Annotated in this window: 18 protein-coding genes and 2 pseudogenes; 18 read left to right on the top strand and 2 right to left on the bottom strand. The window is 35.8% G+C overall.

From position 1 onward, the window contains the following. Positions 1-216: 216 nt before the first annotated feature. Positions 217-1,230 carry a LacI family DNA-binding transcriptional regulator gene (locus ABH955_RS14125; protein ID WP_098167236.1) on the top strand — a complete coding sequence of 338 codons (1,014 nt, stop codon included), beginning with the start codon at positions 217-219 and terminating at the stop codon, positions 1,228-1,230. 39 nt (positions 1,231-1,269) lie between these two features. Here the strand turns inward: ABH955_RS14125 and yhfH are convergent, their stop codons facing one another. Then, positions 1,270-1,398, bottom strand: a complete 129-nt coding sequence (gene yhfH / locus ABH955_RS14120) for a protein YhfH (protein WP_000567010.1) — start codon at positions 1,396-1,398, stop codon at positions 1,270-1,272. A gap of 203 nt (positions 1,399-1,601) precedes the next feature. Here yhfH and ABH955_RS14115 point away from each other — a divergent pair, with 203 nt between their 5' ends. The 12 genes from ABH955_RS14115 (at position 1,602) to ABH955_RS14060 (ending at position 12,721) form a co-directional block, all read left to right on the top strand. Next, positions 1,602-2,336, top strand: coding sequence for an MBL fold metallo-hydrolase (locus ABH955_RS14115; RefSeq protein ID WP_033715694.1), 735 nt, complete (start codon positions 1,602-1,604; stop codon positions 2,334-2,336). A gap of 9 nt (positions 2,337-2,345) precedes the next feature. Continuing rightward, positions 2,346-3,335 carry a lipoate--protein ligase gene (gene lplA / locus ABH955_RS14110; RefSeq protein WP_404491225.1) on the top strand — a complete coding sequence of 330 codons (990 nt, stop codon included), beginning with the start codon at positions 2,346-2,348 and terminating at the stop codon, positions 3,333-3,335. Between the two features lie 252 nt (positions 3,336-3,587). Further along, on the top strand, positions 3,588-4,013 hold the full coding sequence (locus tag ABH955_RS14105; protein WP_113936571.1) for a hypothetical protein: 426 nt from the start codon (positions 3,588-3,590) through the stop codon (positions 4,011-4,013). 176 nt (positions 4,014-4,189) lie between these two features. Further along, entirely contained in the window at positions 4,190-5,722 is a 1,533-nt protein-coding gene (locus ABH955_RS14100; RefSeq protein WP_113936570.1) for a fatty acid--CoA ligase family protein, read from the top strand. 185 nt (positions 5,723-5,907) lie between these two features. Next, complete coding sequence (locus ABH955_RS14095) at positions 5,908-6,159, top strand: hypothetical protein (RefSeq protein ID WP_404448305.1); 252 nt, start codon at positions 5,908-5,910, stop codon at positions 6,157-6,159. Positions 6,160-6,256: 97 nt separating this feature from the next. Then, complete coding sequence (locus tag ABH955_RS14090) at positions 6,257-7,279, top strand: S-layer homology domain-containing protein (RefSeq protein ID WP_404491286.1); 1,023 nt, start codon at positions 6,257-6,259, stop codon at positions 7,277-7,279. Positions 7,280-7,512: 233 nt separating this feature from the next. Next, positions 7,513-8,568: a sulfate ABC transporter substrate-binding protein gene (locus tag ABH955_RS14085; protein ID WP_002011197.1), complete on the top strand. Its 1,056-nt coding sequence runs from the start codon at positions 7,513-7,515 to the stop codon at positions 8,566-8,568. Positions 8,569-8,589: 21 nt separating this feature from the next. Beyond that, on the top strand, positions 8,590-9,417 hold the full coding sequence (gene cysT / locus ABH955_RS14080) for a sulfate ABC transporter permease subunit CysT (protein ID WP_215598962.1): 828 nt from the start codon (positions 8,590-8,592) through the stop codon (positions 9,415-9,417). An 11-nt stretch (positions 9,418-9,428) separates the two neighbouring features. Further along, the gene (gene cysW / locus ABH955_RS14075) at positions 9,429-10,286 is read left to right on the top strand and encodes a sulfate ABC transporter permease subunit CysW (RefSeq protein WP_215598961.1); all 858 of its coding nucleotides are present in this window, start codon (positions 9,429-9,431) and stop codon (positions 10,284-10,286) included. 12 nt (positions 10,287-10,298) lie between these two features. Next, positions 10,299-11,372, top strand: coding sequence for a sulfate/molybdate ABC transporter ATP-binding protein (locus ABH955_RS14070; protein ID WP_002125843.1), 1,074 nt, complete (start codon positions 10,299-10,301; stop codon positions 11,370-11,372). A 165-nt stretch (positions 11,373-11,537) separates the two neighbouring features. Beyond that, complete coding sequence (locus ABH955_RS14065; protein WP_113936567.1) at positions 11,538-12,389, top strand: leucine-rich repeat domain-containing protein; 852 nt, start codon at positions 11,538-11,540, stop codon at positions 12,387-12,389. Between the two features lie 14 nt (positions 12,390-12,403). Further along, positions 12,404-12,721 carry a ribonuclease E inhibitor RraB gene (locus ABH955_RS14060; RefSeq protein ID WP_113936566.1) on the top strand — a complete coding sequence of 106 codons (318 nt, stop codon included), beginning with the start codon at positions 12,404-12,406 and terminating at the stop codon, positions 12,719-12,721. 110 nt (positions 12,722-12,831) lie between these two features. On the opposite strand, the gene ABH955_RS14055 is transcribed toward ABH955_RS14060, so the two are convergent. Further along, positions 12,832-14,186, bottom strand: a protein-coding gene (locus ABH955_RS14055; protein ID WP_113936565.1) for an IS3 family transposase whose coding sequence is annotated in 2 segments (ribosomal slippage) — positions 12,832-13,733 and positions 13,733-14,186 — 1,356 coding nt in all. Because the reading frame shifts where the segments join, the coding sequence is not laid out codon by codon here. A gap of 120 nt (positions 14,187-14,306) precedes the next feature. Here ABH955_RS14055 and ABH955_RS14050 point away from each other — a divergent pair. The 5 genes and pseudogenes from ABH955_RS14050 to ABH955_RS14030 form a co-directional block, all read left to right on the top strand. Next, positions 14,307-14,513: pseudogene (locus ABH955_RS14050) on the top strand (RHS repeat domain-containing protein); the annotation flags it as partial. 19 nt (positions 14,514-14,532) lie between these two features. Continuing rightward, positions 14,533-14,843 (top strand): annotated as a pseudogene (locus ABH955_RS14045) (hypothetical protein). A gap of 151 nt (positions 14,844-14,994) precedes the next feature. Continuing rightward, positions 14,995-15,282 (top strand): hypothetical protein, encoded by a 288-nt coding sequence (locus ABH955_RS14040; protein ID WP_113936564.1) that lies wholly within the window; start codon positions 14,995-14,997, stop codon positions 15,280-15,282. A 48-nt stretch (positions 15,283-15,330) separates the two neighbouring features. After that, positions 15,331-15,504 (top strand): hypothetical protein, encoded by a 174-nt coding sequence (locus ABH955_RS14035; protein ID WP_181777907.1) that lies wholly within the window; start codon positions 15,331-15,333, stop codon positions 15,502-15,504. Between the two features lie 94 nt (positions 15,505-15,598). After that, positions 15,599-16,063, top strand: coding sequence for a DUF6882 domain-containing protein (locus ABH955_RS14030; RefSeq protein ID WP_113936563.1), 465 nt, complete (start codon positions 15,599-15,601; stop codon positions 16,061-16,063). Positions 16,064-16,173 lie beyond the last annotated feature (110 nt).

Raw genomic sequence — 16,173 nt, 5'->3', positions numbered from 1 at the left:
TTAAGTAAGAAGGTGTATATGCGTTATGGTATATACATCTTTTTTCATATTCTTATTGTGAAATTCTAAAAGTAGTGTGTAATTCCCTGCCATTAACAGACTTTTCCCTATGTATAATATTAATATAGTAAAATCATAAGAACCTATATTGCAGTTTCCAATAATATACTATATAATCAGGATAAGAAAACGTTTTCATGCAAAGGGGGAAATTTCGTGTCGACTATCGAGGACGTGGCGAAATTAGCGGGGTTATCAAGGACAACGGTTTCTAGGGTGATCAATAATCATCCATATGTTTCAGATGAGAAGAAGAAAAGGGTTCAATTAGCAATGAAGCATTTAGGCTTCGTTCCTAATTCTGCGGCGAGAAGGCTTCGTAAACAAAAAACAGAAACAATTGCGGTGCTTGTTCCAAGGATTACAAATCCTTTTTTTAGTAGATTTATTGAAGCAATCGAGATTGCTGCTTCTGAACATAAATATAAACTGATTATTTGTCAAACAAGATATTTACCGGAAAAAGAGATGGAGTATTTACAATTATTATCTACGAAACAAGTAGATGGGATTATTCTATGTTCACTAGAAAATCCATGGGAGAATGTGGAGCCATACTTGCAACACGGTCCAATCGTGTTATGTAATGAATATATTGAGGAAGCAAATGTTCCAACAGTGAAGTTCGATCATGCACAGGGTGCATACATAGCTGCCAATCATGTATTAGAACAAGGATATCGTAATCTGATATTTTGCCGTGGTAACGAAACGAAAGTAGTGAGCCAACAGCGAAAAATGGGCTTTTTACGCGCTATTACTGAAAAGAGTAGAGAAGTGGAAGCGATCGATTTTCTTGAAAACGCTTTCTCTTGGGATGATGGAAAACGAATATTCAATGAAGTATTAAAGGACAAAAAAAATCCTACCGCGATTTTGGCAGGAGGCGACGAGGTTGCAGCTGGAATTATCTCAGAGGCGAAACGCCATGGTTGGAGTATTCCAGAAGATCTCGCTGTGATCGGTTTTGATAATCAAATTTTAGCGCAGATTACAGAGCCAGGTATTACGACAATTGAACAACCAATCGACGAGATGGCCCGAAAAGTTGTCGACCTGATGATGGATAAAATCCATACGAAAAATTATCGACAAAAAGAATTATATGAGTTTGAACTGGAGCTCTTGGTGAAAGGTTCAACGATGAAGGATAAGATGTTATTAGCCTAGTAGACTATGTCTGCTAGGTTTTTTTATGTTTACAAACTACTATTCTTCGTGAACGCAATCGTCACATTTGTTATGGTATGCTTCGTGCTGCTCATCAATTTCCTTTCCGCAATGAGCACAAGTTTTCGTCGGTAAATTTCGGAAAAACTCCATTGGTTGATCGATCATGTCAATCCCTCCATTTCCATTTCTTACTATCATTGTATTAGTACAAAAAACAAAAGTCAACAACTGTTTTATAACAAAAGTGAAAATTAATGAAAAAGTTTAGGAAATGGATTATAGTTAACAATGTAGGATGTAAGTAAAAAACTTTCTCAAGTACGGAGAAAAACGGCATTCCTACGCGGTTTTAGAAAGGATGGATACATATGAAGATGACTGTTGTCGGCTTTTGGGGCGGCTTTCCAGAAGCGGGAGAAGCAACGTCGGGGTATTTGTTTGAACACGATGGTTTTCGTTTACTTGTCGACTGTGGTAGTGGTGTACTAGCACAGCTTCAAAAATATATAACACCATCTCATATAGATGCAGTTGTACTGTCGCACTATCATCATGATCATGTTGCAGACATTGGGGTATTGCAATATGCGAGATTAATTATGAGCGGGGCGAAGGGACAACTACCGGAATTACCAATATACGGTCATACGTTTGATGAGAATGGATTCCATTCTTTAACACATGAACCGCATACGAAAGGAATCGCGTACAACCCAGAAGAAACACTTCAAGTTGGACCGTTCTCCATTTCATTCTTAAAAACTGTTCATCCTGTTACATGCTTTGCGATGCGTATTACAGCTGGCGATGACGCTGTAGTATATAGCGCTGATTCCAGTTATATTCCTGAATTTATTCCATTCACAAAAGATGCTGATCTTTTCATTTGTGAGTGTAATATGTATGCACATCAAGAGGCTGCAAAAGCAGGGCATATGAATAGTACAGAAGTAGCAAGTATTGCGAAAGATGCAAATGTAAAAGAACTTTTATTAACGCACTTACCGCATACAGGCAACCCATCTGATTTAGTAACAGAAGCAAAACAAATTTTCAGTGGCCATATTACGCTAGCGCATAGTGGTTACATTTGGAACTCATGAGGTGATACGATGTTATTTATTGATAATAAAGGGATTACAGATCCTAGAATAAACTTAGCAATTGAAGAATATTGTGTGAAGAATTTAGATATTAACGAAACATATTTACTGTTCTACATTAACAAACCTTCGATTATCATTGGTAAGAACCAAAACACAGTAGAAGAAATTAATGCAGATTACGTAAAAGAACAAGGTATTCATGTCGTTCGTCGTCTATCAGGCGGAGGCGCAGTATATCATGATTTAGGAAACTTAAACTTCAGCTTTATTACGAAAGATGATGGAGATAGTTTCAGCAACTTCAAAAAGTTCACAGAGCCTGTAACGAAAGCGCTTGGTAAATTAGGCGTAAATGCAGAACTAAGTGGTCGTAACGATATTTTAGCTGAAGGTAGAAAAATTTCAGGTAACGCGCAGTTCTCAACGAAAGGTCGTATGTTTAGTCACGGTACGTTACTATTTGACTCTGAAATCGATCACGTTGTATCAGCACTTAAAGTGAAAATGGATAAAATTCAATCAAAAGGCATTAAATCAATCCGTAGCCGCGTTGCGAATATTACAGAGTTCTTAAACGAAAAAATGACGACAGAAGAGTTTAGACAACTTCTTCTAGAAACAATTTTCGAAGGAGAAACAGAAATTCCAACGTACGAATTAACAGAAAATGATTGGAAAGAAATCCATAAACTTTCTGAAGAGCGCTACCAAAATTGGGATTGGAACTACGGAAAATCTCCGAAGTTCAACTTACAACATTCACACCGCTTCCCAGTTGGACAAGTTGACGTTCGTCTTGAAGTGAAAAAAGGAACAGTAACAGAATGTAAAATTTACGGTGACTTCTTCGGATCACTAGATGTTCATAACATTGAAGAGCGTCTAACAGGCGTACAATTTGATAAAGATGCATTCACTGTAGCTTTAGAAGGCGTAGATATCGTACGCTATTTCGGTAATATTACAACAGAAGATTTCTTACATTTATTCTTCTAAAAATAAGAGAGGCTGCCGTAACGGGCAGCCTCTTTTTTGCGTAGATTGTCATGTTTTGTCGGTAAGTCGATATATTTTAAAAATCACTGATATAAGTTGAGTTACGGTCGATATATTTGGAAAATCGCTGATATATTTCGAGTTACGTTCGATATATTCGAAAAATCGCCGATATAATTTCATATACCATAAAATCACAGGACATTTGCCCCTCATAAAGGCATATATATATTCAAAAGGAGGCGGATTGAAATGAAGAGGGTAATGTATGTTGTATTACTGCTCAGCTTCGTCGTCGGAATGACAGCTTGTAACGATGAAACGTCCTCAAGTCGCACACTTTTATCTATTGGAAAGCCTGCGAAGGATAATGTCATATATTTTACACATACAGATAGCAGACGAAAGATAGCTGATATACAAACTATGTTTCAAAATAAGAAATGGAAAAGAAATGAAACGTTTAGTACCGTTGGTAAAACGCCAGATTTCGTCTTGTCGATAGATGAGGACAATAAAGGATTGCCGACATTATATGTTACAGTCTACTTGCATGAAAATGGAGCGGACGCTCTCAATTTGTATGGAGAGTATACGGCTTTAAATAAAGAGGAAGTTGAAAAACTTAGTGAAAAGATGAGTGCATATTATCCTAAAATGATTTTAGCTATAGTTTAACTATATGTTTGTACCTGTTTTTTTACATATAATTCTCGTATCTTACTAAAGTATTCTGGAATAAAGTGGTTGATGTATATTCGATTAATAGAATATCACTTGCTACTTTAATTTTCTTTTAATATAATTAATTTAGAATTTTAAAATATTCTAAATTTTATAAAGGTGGGATTTGTGTGAATCTCGTTCAATCTTTGGCTGAAACGGCAAAAAATAAGGGGGATAAACCGGCATACATATTTATGGATCAGTCGGTCTCGTATGACCAATTAAACAAAGTGGTCACTAGGTTTTCTAGCAATTTAGCAAAAATGGGCATTGGAAAAGGGGACAATGTCGCATTAGCTGTAGGCAATTCACCACATTTTTTAGTCGGTTTATACGGAACGATGAAAGCTGGAGCAACTGTCATTCCGATTAATCCAATTTATACAGCAGACGAAATACATTACATATTAAAAAATGGAGATGTAAAAACAATCATCGTACTCGACGTCCTTCTACCTGTTATACAATCTCTTACAACAAGACTTCCTTCACTTGAAAATATCATCATATGCGAAACCTCATCAGATTTTAACCATACAGAAACTGAAAAAATGAAAACGTTTACTAGTTTTATAGGAACTGGAGATGTAACTTACGAAGGTCCTGAACTAGATGAAGAAGATGTAGCTGTTATTTTATACACTTCAGGTACAACTGGAAAGCCAAAAGGCGCTATGTTAACACATAAAAATTTATATAGTAATGCAAGCGATGTGGCGTCGTATTTACAATATACTGCGGACGATCGCGTCGTTGCGGCACTGCCGATGTTCCATGTATTTTGCTTAACAGTGGCGGTCAATGCGCCGATTGTGAACGGGGCGACTATTTTAATGTTACCGAAATTTAGTCCGAAAGAAGTATTCCGTATTTGTCGCACGTACGAACCAACGATTTTTGCTGGTGTACCGACCATGTACAATTATTTATATTTATTCGAAGAAGCAAGCGCAGAAGATGTGAAGACGCTTCGTCTTTGTATTTCAGGTGGTGCGTCAATGCCTGTTGCGCTTCTGCAAAACTTTGAAAAACGTTTTGACGTTATCGTTTCAGAAGGATACGGTTTATCAGAAGCATCACCAGTTACTTGTTTTAACCCGTTAGACCGTCCTCGTAAACCAGGATCTATTGGCACGAATATTTGGCACGTAGAAAATAAAATTGTGAACGAACTTGGGGAAGAAGTACCTGTAGGTGCAGTTGGGGAGTTAATTGTTCGCGGACCTAACGTTATGAAGGGTTACTATAATGCGCCAGAAGATACTGCGGCGACAATTAAAGATGGCTGGCTATATACAGGAGACTTAGCGAAAATGGATGAAGAAGGTTACTTCTATATCGTCGATCGCAAAAAAGATATTGTTTTAGTTGGTGGTTATAACGTATATCCTCGTGAAGTGGAGGAAGTATTATACACTCACGATTCGGTAGCTGAAGTTGTCGTAATCGGTGTTCCTGATGAAAACTTAGGAGAAGCAGTGCGAGCTTACGTCGTTCTGAAACAAACGAGCGTAACAGAAGAAGAGCTTATGCATTACTGCACGTTACATTTAGCGAAATATAAAGTGCCAATGAGCATTGAGTTTTTAACAGAATTGCCGAAGAATACGACGGGTAAATTGTTAAGAAGAGCTTTGAGAGAGAAGGCATTGCAAGTGTAAAAATAAAGATATCCATCTCTATGACTACATGTATAGAGATGGATATCTTTTTGTCCTGTAAAAGCTGGATTAGTTTGGATGGACAAAATTCCTACTGATTGAAGTCTCACTTTATTTTTTAGAATTGGTTAAGCTATAAGCCCATATATTTAAAACGTAATATGACTAATAAGGAGGAGATATACGTGGAGCAGAAGGAATTACGCTTACGGAAAGTACAATATCTTATTTGTGACATTATGGATGAAATGAATATGCAGAATGAAAAGAAGAACTTAGAAACATTGCAAAAAGTAATTGATCACCTTTCAGGGGCGATTGGGGATTTAGTGGATCCATCGGGTACGTATTCATTAGACTATTTAGAGAGAAAAGTGCATACTGCTCATTATTTATTGTTTAAAAATGATCGGAAAGCATATTTATGTAATAAATAGGTAGTATTCGTTTAAATTTTTATTTGACATTGATAATCATTATCAATATGATAGTTATGTTGGGTATATTCATATAAAGGGAGATGTCGTATTGATAATGATTAAGAAAAAATATATTAATGCATTCGTTATAGCCGCAACTTTAGCAGTTCCACTAAGTGGTTTCAATGCGCCAATTGCAAAAGCAGATGTGATTGAAATGAAGGCAGCTAGTAAACTTGCAGATGGCACATATGACGTTATTTTAAAAACTTATAAAGATCAAACGAATGAAACATCTGTTGCTTCTACATATTTAAAAAATGCAAAAGTAACAATCCAAGGTGACAAAAAAATCGTTACGTTAACAGTTCAAGATAGTAGCTATTTCCAGTATCTTAAAGTAGAAGATACTAATAAATTAGGGACATTCCATGATGTGAAAGTGATCTCTGAAGATAAAACAAATAATGGCACGAAAGTTGTTCAATTTGAAATCGATGAGTTCTCGAAAAAATATAATATGCAAATGCACATATTAATTCCAGCAATTAAATATGACCATAAATATCAAGTGCAGTTTGAAATCGATGCGAGTGCAATTGAAAAGAAATCTAAGTTCTCAGATGTACCGACTTGGGCACAAGAGTCAGTTCAATATTTAGTAGACAAAGAGGCAGTACACGGTAAGCCAGATGGTACATTTGCACCAGCCGAAAATATCGATCGTGGTTCAGCAGCAAAAATATTGGCTACTGTTTTAGGGTTAGAAATTAATAAAGATGAGAAGCCATCATTCCGCGATGCTCAAAATCATTGGGCTACACCTTACATCGCAGCAGTTGAAAAAGCTGGTATTGTAAAAGGTGATGAGCAGGGTAACTTCAATCCGAGTGGACTAATTAACCGTGCATCAATGGCTACTATGCTAGTAAATGCATATAAATTAGAAAGAAATGAAAATATTAAATTACCAAAAGAATTTGCGGACTTAAAAAATCATTGGGGCGCGAAGTATGCCAATATTTTAATCCAAGAAAATATTTCAGTTGGAACAGATAATGGTTGGGCTCCAGATAAATCGGTAAGCCGCGCAGAAGCAGCTCAATTTATTGCGAAGACAGATAAGTTAAAGAAATAAATCGAAACTAAAATCAGTGGGATTCCATTCCCGCTGATTTTTAGCTTGTATGAAGTTTCTTATATAATAATTCTGAATTCCAAGTTGACACATGTGAATTACGGAATTAAAATGGAAAGAAATCAAACAGAATACAATAGAAGCTCATCAGAGAAACTGAAGGCGCACAACGTTCACTTTTGTGAATAGATTGTGTGCCTTTTTCTATTGTACAAACTAAGGGGGCTTTATATATGAAACAGTGGAGTAAGACAGCATTAATGAAAAGTACAGGTGTTTTATTATCAGCATTTGTCCTTTTGTCAGGGTGTGGTTCGGCAACATCCACTAACAATTCTGAAGGAAGTGCAGATAAGAAGACAGTCGAACTTTTAAATGTTTCATATGATCCAACGCGTGAGTTATATCAGGATTTCAATAAAGACTTTGCGAAGTATTGGAAAGAGAAGCATGGTCAAACAGTAAATGTAAAGCAATCACACGGGGGATCTGGAAGTCAGGCACGCTCCGTTATTGACGGCTTAGAAGCAGACGTTGTAACACTAGCGCTCGCTTATGATATTGACGCGATTAGTAAGAAGAAACAACTAGCAGAAGATTGGCAGAAGCGACTTGCGGATAATTCTACTCCGTATACATCAACGATTGTATTTCTTGTTAGAAAAGGAAACCCGAAAGGAATTAAAGATTGGGATGATTTAACGAAAAAAGGTGTGTCTGTCATTACACCAAACCCGAAAACATCTGGGGGAGCACGGTGGAACTATTTAGGGGCGTGGGGATATGCACTGAAGAAATATAACAATAGTGAAGATAAAGCGAAAGAGTTTGTCGGTCAAATTTATAAAAACGTGGAAGTACTAGATTCAGGAGCACGCGGGGCAACGACGACTTTCGTTGAAAAAGGAATTGGTGATGTGTTAATCGCTTGGGAAAATGAAGCGTTATTATCACAAAAAGAACTTGGAAAAGATAAATTCGAAATTGTAACACCTTCGATTAGTATACTTGCCGAGCCGCCAGTAGCAGTTGTAGACAAAGTCGTTGATAAAAAAGGAACGAAAAAAGTAGCAGAAGGATATCTTGAATATTTGTATTCAGAAAAAGGGCAAGAAATTGCGGCGAAAAACTTTTATCGCCCTCGTAATGAAAAAGTAGCAGAAAAGTACGCATCACAATTTCCGAAAGTTCAATTATTTACAGTTGATGAACTATTTGGAGGCTGGAAAAAAGCACAAGAAAAGCATTTTAATGATGGCGGCGTATTCGATCAAATGTATAAAAAATAAGGGGGGATGAGGTGACGTTATATGAGGAAGAAGCGTGTCTTACCAGGGTTTGGATTATCTCTTGGATTTACAATGCTGTATATGAGCTTATTCGTACTTATACCACTTTCTATCGTATTTATTCAAACTTCGCAGCTAGGCTGGAAGAAGTTTGCTGGGGTTATAACGAGTGAGCGCGTGTTGCATTCCTATCAAGTAAGTTTCACAACTTCACTTGCAGCGGCAATCGTAAATGCCATTTTTGGTTTATTAATTGCTTGGGTACTCGTTCGCTACACATTTCCAGGGAAGCGGTTATTAGACGGATTAATCGATTTACCATTCGCTCTTCCGACTGCTGTAGCTGGTATTACACTTACGACGCTTTATGCGGAAAATGGCTTTATTGGAAAAATATTTAGTGTGTTTCATATAAAAGTAGCTTTTACCCAGCTCGGCATTATTGTGGCGCTTACGTTTATTGGCTTACCCTTTGTCGTTCGAATGGTGCAACCAGTGCTGCAAAGTATTGATAAAGAAGTAGAAGAAGCAGCTTCTAGTTTAGGGGCATCACGCTTTCAAATATTTGTGAAAATCGTTTTGCCAGAAATATTCCCGGCCTTGCTTGCTGGTTTTTCACTCGCCTTTGCTCGGGCGTTAGGGGAATATGGATCTGTCGTGTTCATTGCAGGTAATATGCCGATGAAAACAGAAATTGCACCGCTTATGATTATGACGAAACTAGAACAATATGATTATGCAGGCGCAACAGCTGTAGCGGCTGTGATGCTTATTATTTCTCTCTTTTTCCTACTATTTATTAATATGATTCAAACTTGGAGCAGAAGGCATGAACTGAAAAGCGAATAGGAGGGGAGAAAATGGAACCAACATTATTAGAAAAGAAAATAGTAAAAAGCGTATCAGCTAAAAAAGACTTTAAGTTTGTACCAATTTTATTCATTACGATAACAATTTTATTTTTATCTCTCTTTCTATTACTGCCGCTCGTGACAATTTTTATGAAAGCATTCGAACGAGGAATTGATGTATATATTGCCGCTGTAACAGATCAAGAAGCATTTTTGGCAATCAGGTTAACACTTCTCGTTGCATTAATTGTTGTACCGCTGAATACGATATTCGGAATAGCAGCAGCTTGGCTTATTACGAAGTTTCAGTTTAAAGGAAAGCAAGTATTATTATCTCTTATTGAACTGCCGTTTGCTGTATCACCAGTCATTGCAGGATTAGTATTCGTTTTACTTTTCACACCTCGTGCGAATCTTGGCGGATGGTTAATGGAACACGGGATAAAGCTCATCTTCTCTGTCCCTGGTATTATCATTGCGACGATCTTTGTTACGTTTCCATTCGTTGCGCGTGAATTAATCCCGGTTATGCAGGCGCAAGGGAAAAGTGAAGAAGAAGCGGCTCTATCACTTGGCGCAAGCGGATGGAAAATGTTTTGGCGCGTTACATTACCTAATATAAAATGGGGCCTTTTATACGGCATGATTTTATGTAATGCCCGGGCCATTGGTGAATTCGGCGCCGTTTCCGTTGTATCTGGTCACGTGCGCGGCATGACAAATACGATGCCGCTTCATATTGAAATTTTGTACAATGAATATCAATTTTCAGCAGCGTTCGCTGTGGCGACTTTAATGTCACTCATCGCAGTTTTTACGCTCGTTATAAAAAACTGGATTGAATGGAGAATGGAAAAACGACAATAAGGAGTGAGTGCGGTGAGTATTCAAATTCAAAATGTATCAAAACAATATGGTACATTTCAAGCGCTGACAGACATTCATTTAGATATTCCAAAAGGAGAACTGGTCGCTTTATTAGGCCCATCAGGTTCTGGGAAAACGACGTTATTACGAATTATTGCAGGCCTAGAAGAAGCGGATGGAGGTTCGATTTCTTTTGATGGGGAAGATTTAACTGATATTCACGTGAAAAACCGGCAAGTCGGTTTCGTCTTCCAGCACTATGCACTTTTTAAACATATGAATGTATTTGAAAATGTCGCTTTCGGTTTAAAAGTAAGAAAGAAAAACTTACGACCTTCAGCTGAAGTAATAAAAGAAAAAGTAACAGAACTATTGAAACTAGTAAAAATGGATGGTTTCGCAAAACGTTATCCAGCGCAATTATCTGGCGGACAACGCCAACGTATCGCACTAGCCCGGGCACTTGCAGTCGAACCGAAAATTTTATTGCTAGATGAACCGTTTGGTGCACTTGATGCAAAAGTGCGGAAAGAATTGCGAAGATGGCTCCGGAAACTACATGACGAATTTCAAATTACAAGCGTATTCGTAACGCATGACCAAGAAGAAGCGTTAGACGTTGCGGACCGCATCGTTGTAATGAATGAAGGACGCATTGAACAAATGGGAACGCCGGAAGAAGTATATGAAAAACCAGCAAGTCCGTTCGTATACGACTTTTTAGGAAACGTGAATTTATTTCACGGCCGCGTTCATAAAGGTAAACTAAATGTAGGATCGGTGGAGCTAGAAGCACCAGAGCATAAGCACGTTTCAAACGTAGACGGAGTGGGATACGTAAGACCACATCACCTATCAATCGATCGTACGAAACAAAGTATAGATGCCATCCCGGCGAAAGTAACATACTCTCACGCAGTTGGCCCTGTCGTATATGTAGAATTGAAGCGCGACGGAACAGATGAGTATCTAGAAGCAGAAATTAGTAAAGAGCAGTTTAGACAGCTAGGCATTCAAACAGGTGAGTTTGTATACGTACATCCGAGAGAAGTGAAGGTGTTTATTCCGGAGGATTTTGTTATTTAGGAGAGTAGTATTATAAATAAATTTAAAATGAATTAATAATAAAAAACGATAATAGTAGCAACCTACCGATAATAGGAGGTCGTCCAAAAATGTCTTTTGGATGACCTCTTTTTTGTTTTACTGTGCTATCTTATTGTTATGTGAAATATAGTTGAGGAGTAGTTTATGAACTTAAAATATAAAAATGGTTTTTATGTTAGAGAAGATATAGACGGGGAAACTGTATTAGTATCTCAAAAAAACTTAGGTGAATGTATCGAATATATTAATAGATTTAATATTTCTGGAGTGCAAATATCTGATATGTACTATGAACTAGAAGATATTAACTTTTTGAATGAGTGTGAAAATATTACACATTTAATGTTAGATAACATGTTTTTAAAAGATGTATCTAGTGTATACAATTTAAAAAATCTTAAAGACTTAGCAATAGTTGATTCTAATTACGTATTAGAGTTGGATAGAGTAAAAAACTTAGAAAATTTAAGTATGTACTGTGATAAAAAGATAACAGGTTTACAGGAAGTGTGTACTTTAAAATCACTTTTTTTATGGAAATACAATCCTAAAAATAGAGATTTGAAAGAATTAGAAAAATTACGAGATTTAGAATACCTTAAAATTACTCAATCAAGAATTGATTCACTTAGCGGAATTGAAAGTTTTAGAAACTTAAAATCTTTGCAATTATATTATCTTCGTACATTAAAATCACTAGAATATTTAAAATATACAAGTGGGAAATTGACTAATTTGGAAGTCGAGATGTGTAAAAATATAGAAGCTTTTTGTAGTATTGGATATTTAGAGTCTCTAGAAGTATTACGTTTATTAGACTGTGGAGATATACCGACGATAGATTTTATAAGAAATTTTAAAAAATTAAATTGTTTTTCTTTTGTAGGTAGTACGGTTGTCGATGGCGATTTAAGTTTTTGTGAAGGAATAGAAACTGTGAGTTTTACAGATAAGAAACATTATTCACATAAAAAGTTATCTTTTCAAAAGGTATAATAGGAGGAGAAAAAATGAAATTTCCAAGAGATGAAGATGGACAAGTATTAAATATGTTATATAAACAAGGGTTAGATTTTAATAAAAAACATATAGTAGATTTCTTTATTGCGATTCCTCATCAAGATAATGGAGAAAAAATAATTGGCAGACTACAAGCGCTGGGCTTAAATTGTGAATTCGATTTTAATGAAGAATTTGAAGATTGGACATGTACTTGTTCTAAAGAGATGTTCTTAATTTATGAAGATATCGTAGAGATGCAAAAGGAATTGAATAAATTAAGTGAAGAGTTTGGTGGATATACAGATGGTTGGGGGACTTTTGCTTAATAGTGGGTTTGTTTATGATAATATACTAAATTAGACTGAGTAAAGAAAATGTTTAGGGAAAGAAGAGCTATTATTGAAGTGACCCCTAAAAGTTAGACACGGTTATTTCATTAGGCTACTTGATCCAAATGAGTCCGGTATTGTACCGGGCTCATTTTTAATTTTGCCTTAATCCGTTTCTTATTATAATAATCTATATATTTTTCTAATTCTATTTTAAAATGCTCTATACATTCAAATTCTTTTATATAGAGGAACTCCGATTTCATAATCCCAAAGAAATTCTCTATTACTGCGTTGTCGTAACAGTTTCCTTTTCGAGACATACTCTGTACGATAGCTCTTGATTCAAGTGTACGGACGTACTGTCTCATTTGATAATGCCATCCTTGATCCGAATGCATCAGTAGCTGGTGGTTTTCAGGTAAACGTTCTAATGCTTTCTCTAAGATCTCTGAAACAAGTGAATACGCCGGTCTAGAACCAATTGTATAGGTAATAATCTCACCATTATACAAGTCTAATACAGGTGATACATACAGTTTTTCTCCAAATAATTTAAACTCTGTGATGTCTGTTACCCATTTTTGATTCGGTGCATCTGCATAAAAATTACGCTCTAAAATATTGGGTGCAATTTTACCGACTTTCCCTTTATAGGATTTATATTTCTTCATACGCACAACACACTTTAATCCAAGCTCTTTCATAATACGTTGCACCTTTTTGTGATTCACTTTCTGACCACGATTCGTTAACTCGTCACGAATGCGACGGTAGCCATAACGACCTTCATTCTCCTCATAAATCGCTTTAATCTCAGCTTTCAAATCGGCATCTACATCTGGGCGATTCATCTTCTTTACTAAATCATAATACGTGCTTCGTGGAATAGTAGCTAACTCCACGAGTGCCTTCACCGAATATTTATGCCTTAATTCATAGACTACTTGCGCTTTGTCTTGTTTAGTGACTTTTCCTTGTTTTGAACTAAGGCATTCAACTTTTTTAAGTACTCATTTTCCATTTCAAGCTGTTTAATACGTGCTTCAAGTGCTTCGACTGACCCTTCAGCTAAAGCTTGTTTTACTTGTTTATTTGAATCTTTTTTCATGGATGGACGCCCCTTTTTCTTAGATTGAAGGGCATCAATTCCTTGTGTTTCGAGTTGTTTTTTCCAAACAGAAATCGTTGAAGGGGCAGGAATGTTAAAGATAGCTGCCGTCTCAAATAAGGACATACCGTTTTCAATCATAAAGTTTAGTACGTCTAGTTTAAATTGTTGTGTGTAATTTGTACATCGTTTTAGAAAAGTTTCCACACCATTCTGCTTATATTGGTTTACCCAATTCAAAATGATTGTGCCACTTATACCGATCGCTCTACCCATTTCTCGATAACTTTCATTTCCGTTCAAATAACGTAGAACGATCTGTATTTTTTCATCAGCTGTAAATTTAGCCATAGAAAAACTGCACCTCCAATTGTTAGACTATGTCTAACAATTGGGGTGCAGTTCATTATCTGCTCTTCTTTCTTTATATAAATTAATTTTTATTGTTGGTGGAATCGAAAGGATAAATGCTATCACTGTAACCCTTGTAGTGATGTAGTAGCGATGACGGACCAAAATGGACAAGTTGTAGCGACTTGCGAATATGATGCATGGGATAACGTAGTAAAGAGTGACAAGAAAGATATCGCAGCAGACAATCTATTTGGATATGCGGGATACATGTATAATAAAGGTATTGGCATGTATGATTTGATTGCGAGATACTATAATCCAGATAAATTAAGGGAGACTAAAAGTGCTTATAGAAATTTCGGAATTTTCTTCTATCTTGGCTTTAGTAGTTGTATTAACATTAACTGTTATGTTGCAAGATATATTTTTTGTATCCGTATGCTATTCGGGACATGGGTAATATTTGTTACGGAAACTACTATAATTGCTATTTCAAAAGTGATTGTAATTCAATTAATTATTTTACTTCTTATTTGGTCATTCTCGAAGTATGTACAAAAAACTCGTGAAAACTGGCTAATTACTATAGTTGTTGTTGTTATTTATGGTGTTGGTACTTACATGTATATTCAGTTTGCTTTTAGAGGCTATTAATATATCATCAAAAAAATTAGTGATTAGAAAGATTCATTTGTTAAATGTGTGTATGAAGGAAGTACATGAAAAGTTACCATACTACAAAGTAATCCAGGGGATGTTACAGATGCTAGAAAAAGTATGTAAAATGTTCAAGGAGGATTAATGAATGTTTAGTTTTTTATTAGGATTAATTAGTGGGATTTTAGAATCTAGTGGATTAGATTCAGGTTTAAACACTAGAAAAATTGATAGAAATATAAAATGTCTTCAAAATTATGAATGGTTTCAGCAAATATATAATGATACTAAGTATAGGAAGTTGTTTTTTACCAATTACAAAGTACGTTCATATTTACAAAGCACGATTAGAGTTAAACTAATAATAAGGAATGAGAAAAATAGACAGAAGTTTTATGCTGTACTGGACAACCAAATAAAGAGAGATAAAAAGTAGTTAATGGGTTAAAGATATACTGTTGGGTGTTCATTAGAAGAAGGAGAGTTGATAGAGACTCTTCTTTCTTTATATATGGAACAGTGTGATGTCATTGCGATGACAGATCAAAATAAAGAAGTTGTAGCAGCGTATGAATATGATGCATGGGGTGTTCTTATCGGTGAATCCGGGTGGTCATTTTGCGCAGTTTATTCCTATTACAATAATAGGTGGATATAGAGTATACAAAGGATATAAAACTTATAAAAGGTAAAGTTTCCTTTGAACAAATCAATATTACTTGGGAATCTTGCAGTAAAGGAGCATGCGATAAGTGGCAATGACAAATGAACAATTCGAGAATTATCTTGTTATGTGTTATGACAAATTAGAAAGCAAACAGCAAAAATTCATTTCGGATTATAATATCTATAACTTTGATGAGTATTGGTATGATCAAGATCAATGTATATTACAGTTTAAAAATAATGGTCAAGTGTTACTTGAATTTAGTGTTGTTTTTATAGGTTCTTGGTCTGGAAAGAGTAACAGTTGGATGTGGTCTTGGGCTAATGAGAATGTGGCTGATTATGCAAGAAGTAAGTCTAACTGTTTGAAAGATTTACAAAAGATTACAGGAAGTGAGGTTTTTATAAATTCACTTTTTGAATGCGATCAAGAAATGGCGTATGAGCTAGCAGCCTTTTCCATTGAATATTTAGATGCAGAAGGAATATATATATCACCAGGTGAAAGAAGTGATTTGTTTATGGCTGTTATGTTACCGAATGGATTGTAAGTAGAGCCTACTAAAAATTATAGATAAGGTAAGCTCTTCCTTTTATCTGGTGGAAGTGAGAGCATTCCGACTGAATTAGAGTATTATCAATTCATTGGAGGTCTGTTAGT

Origin of the sequence: Bacillus sp. RC240 (assembly GCF_044907945.1) — a bacterium.
Taxonomy (GTDB): Bacteria; Bacillota; Bacilli; order Bacillales; family Bacillaceae_G; genus Bacillus_A; species Bacillus_A mycoides.
This window is presented reverse-complemented; position numbering and strand designations above follow the sequence as displayed.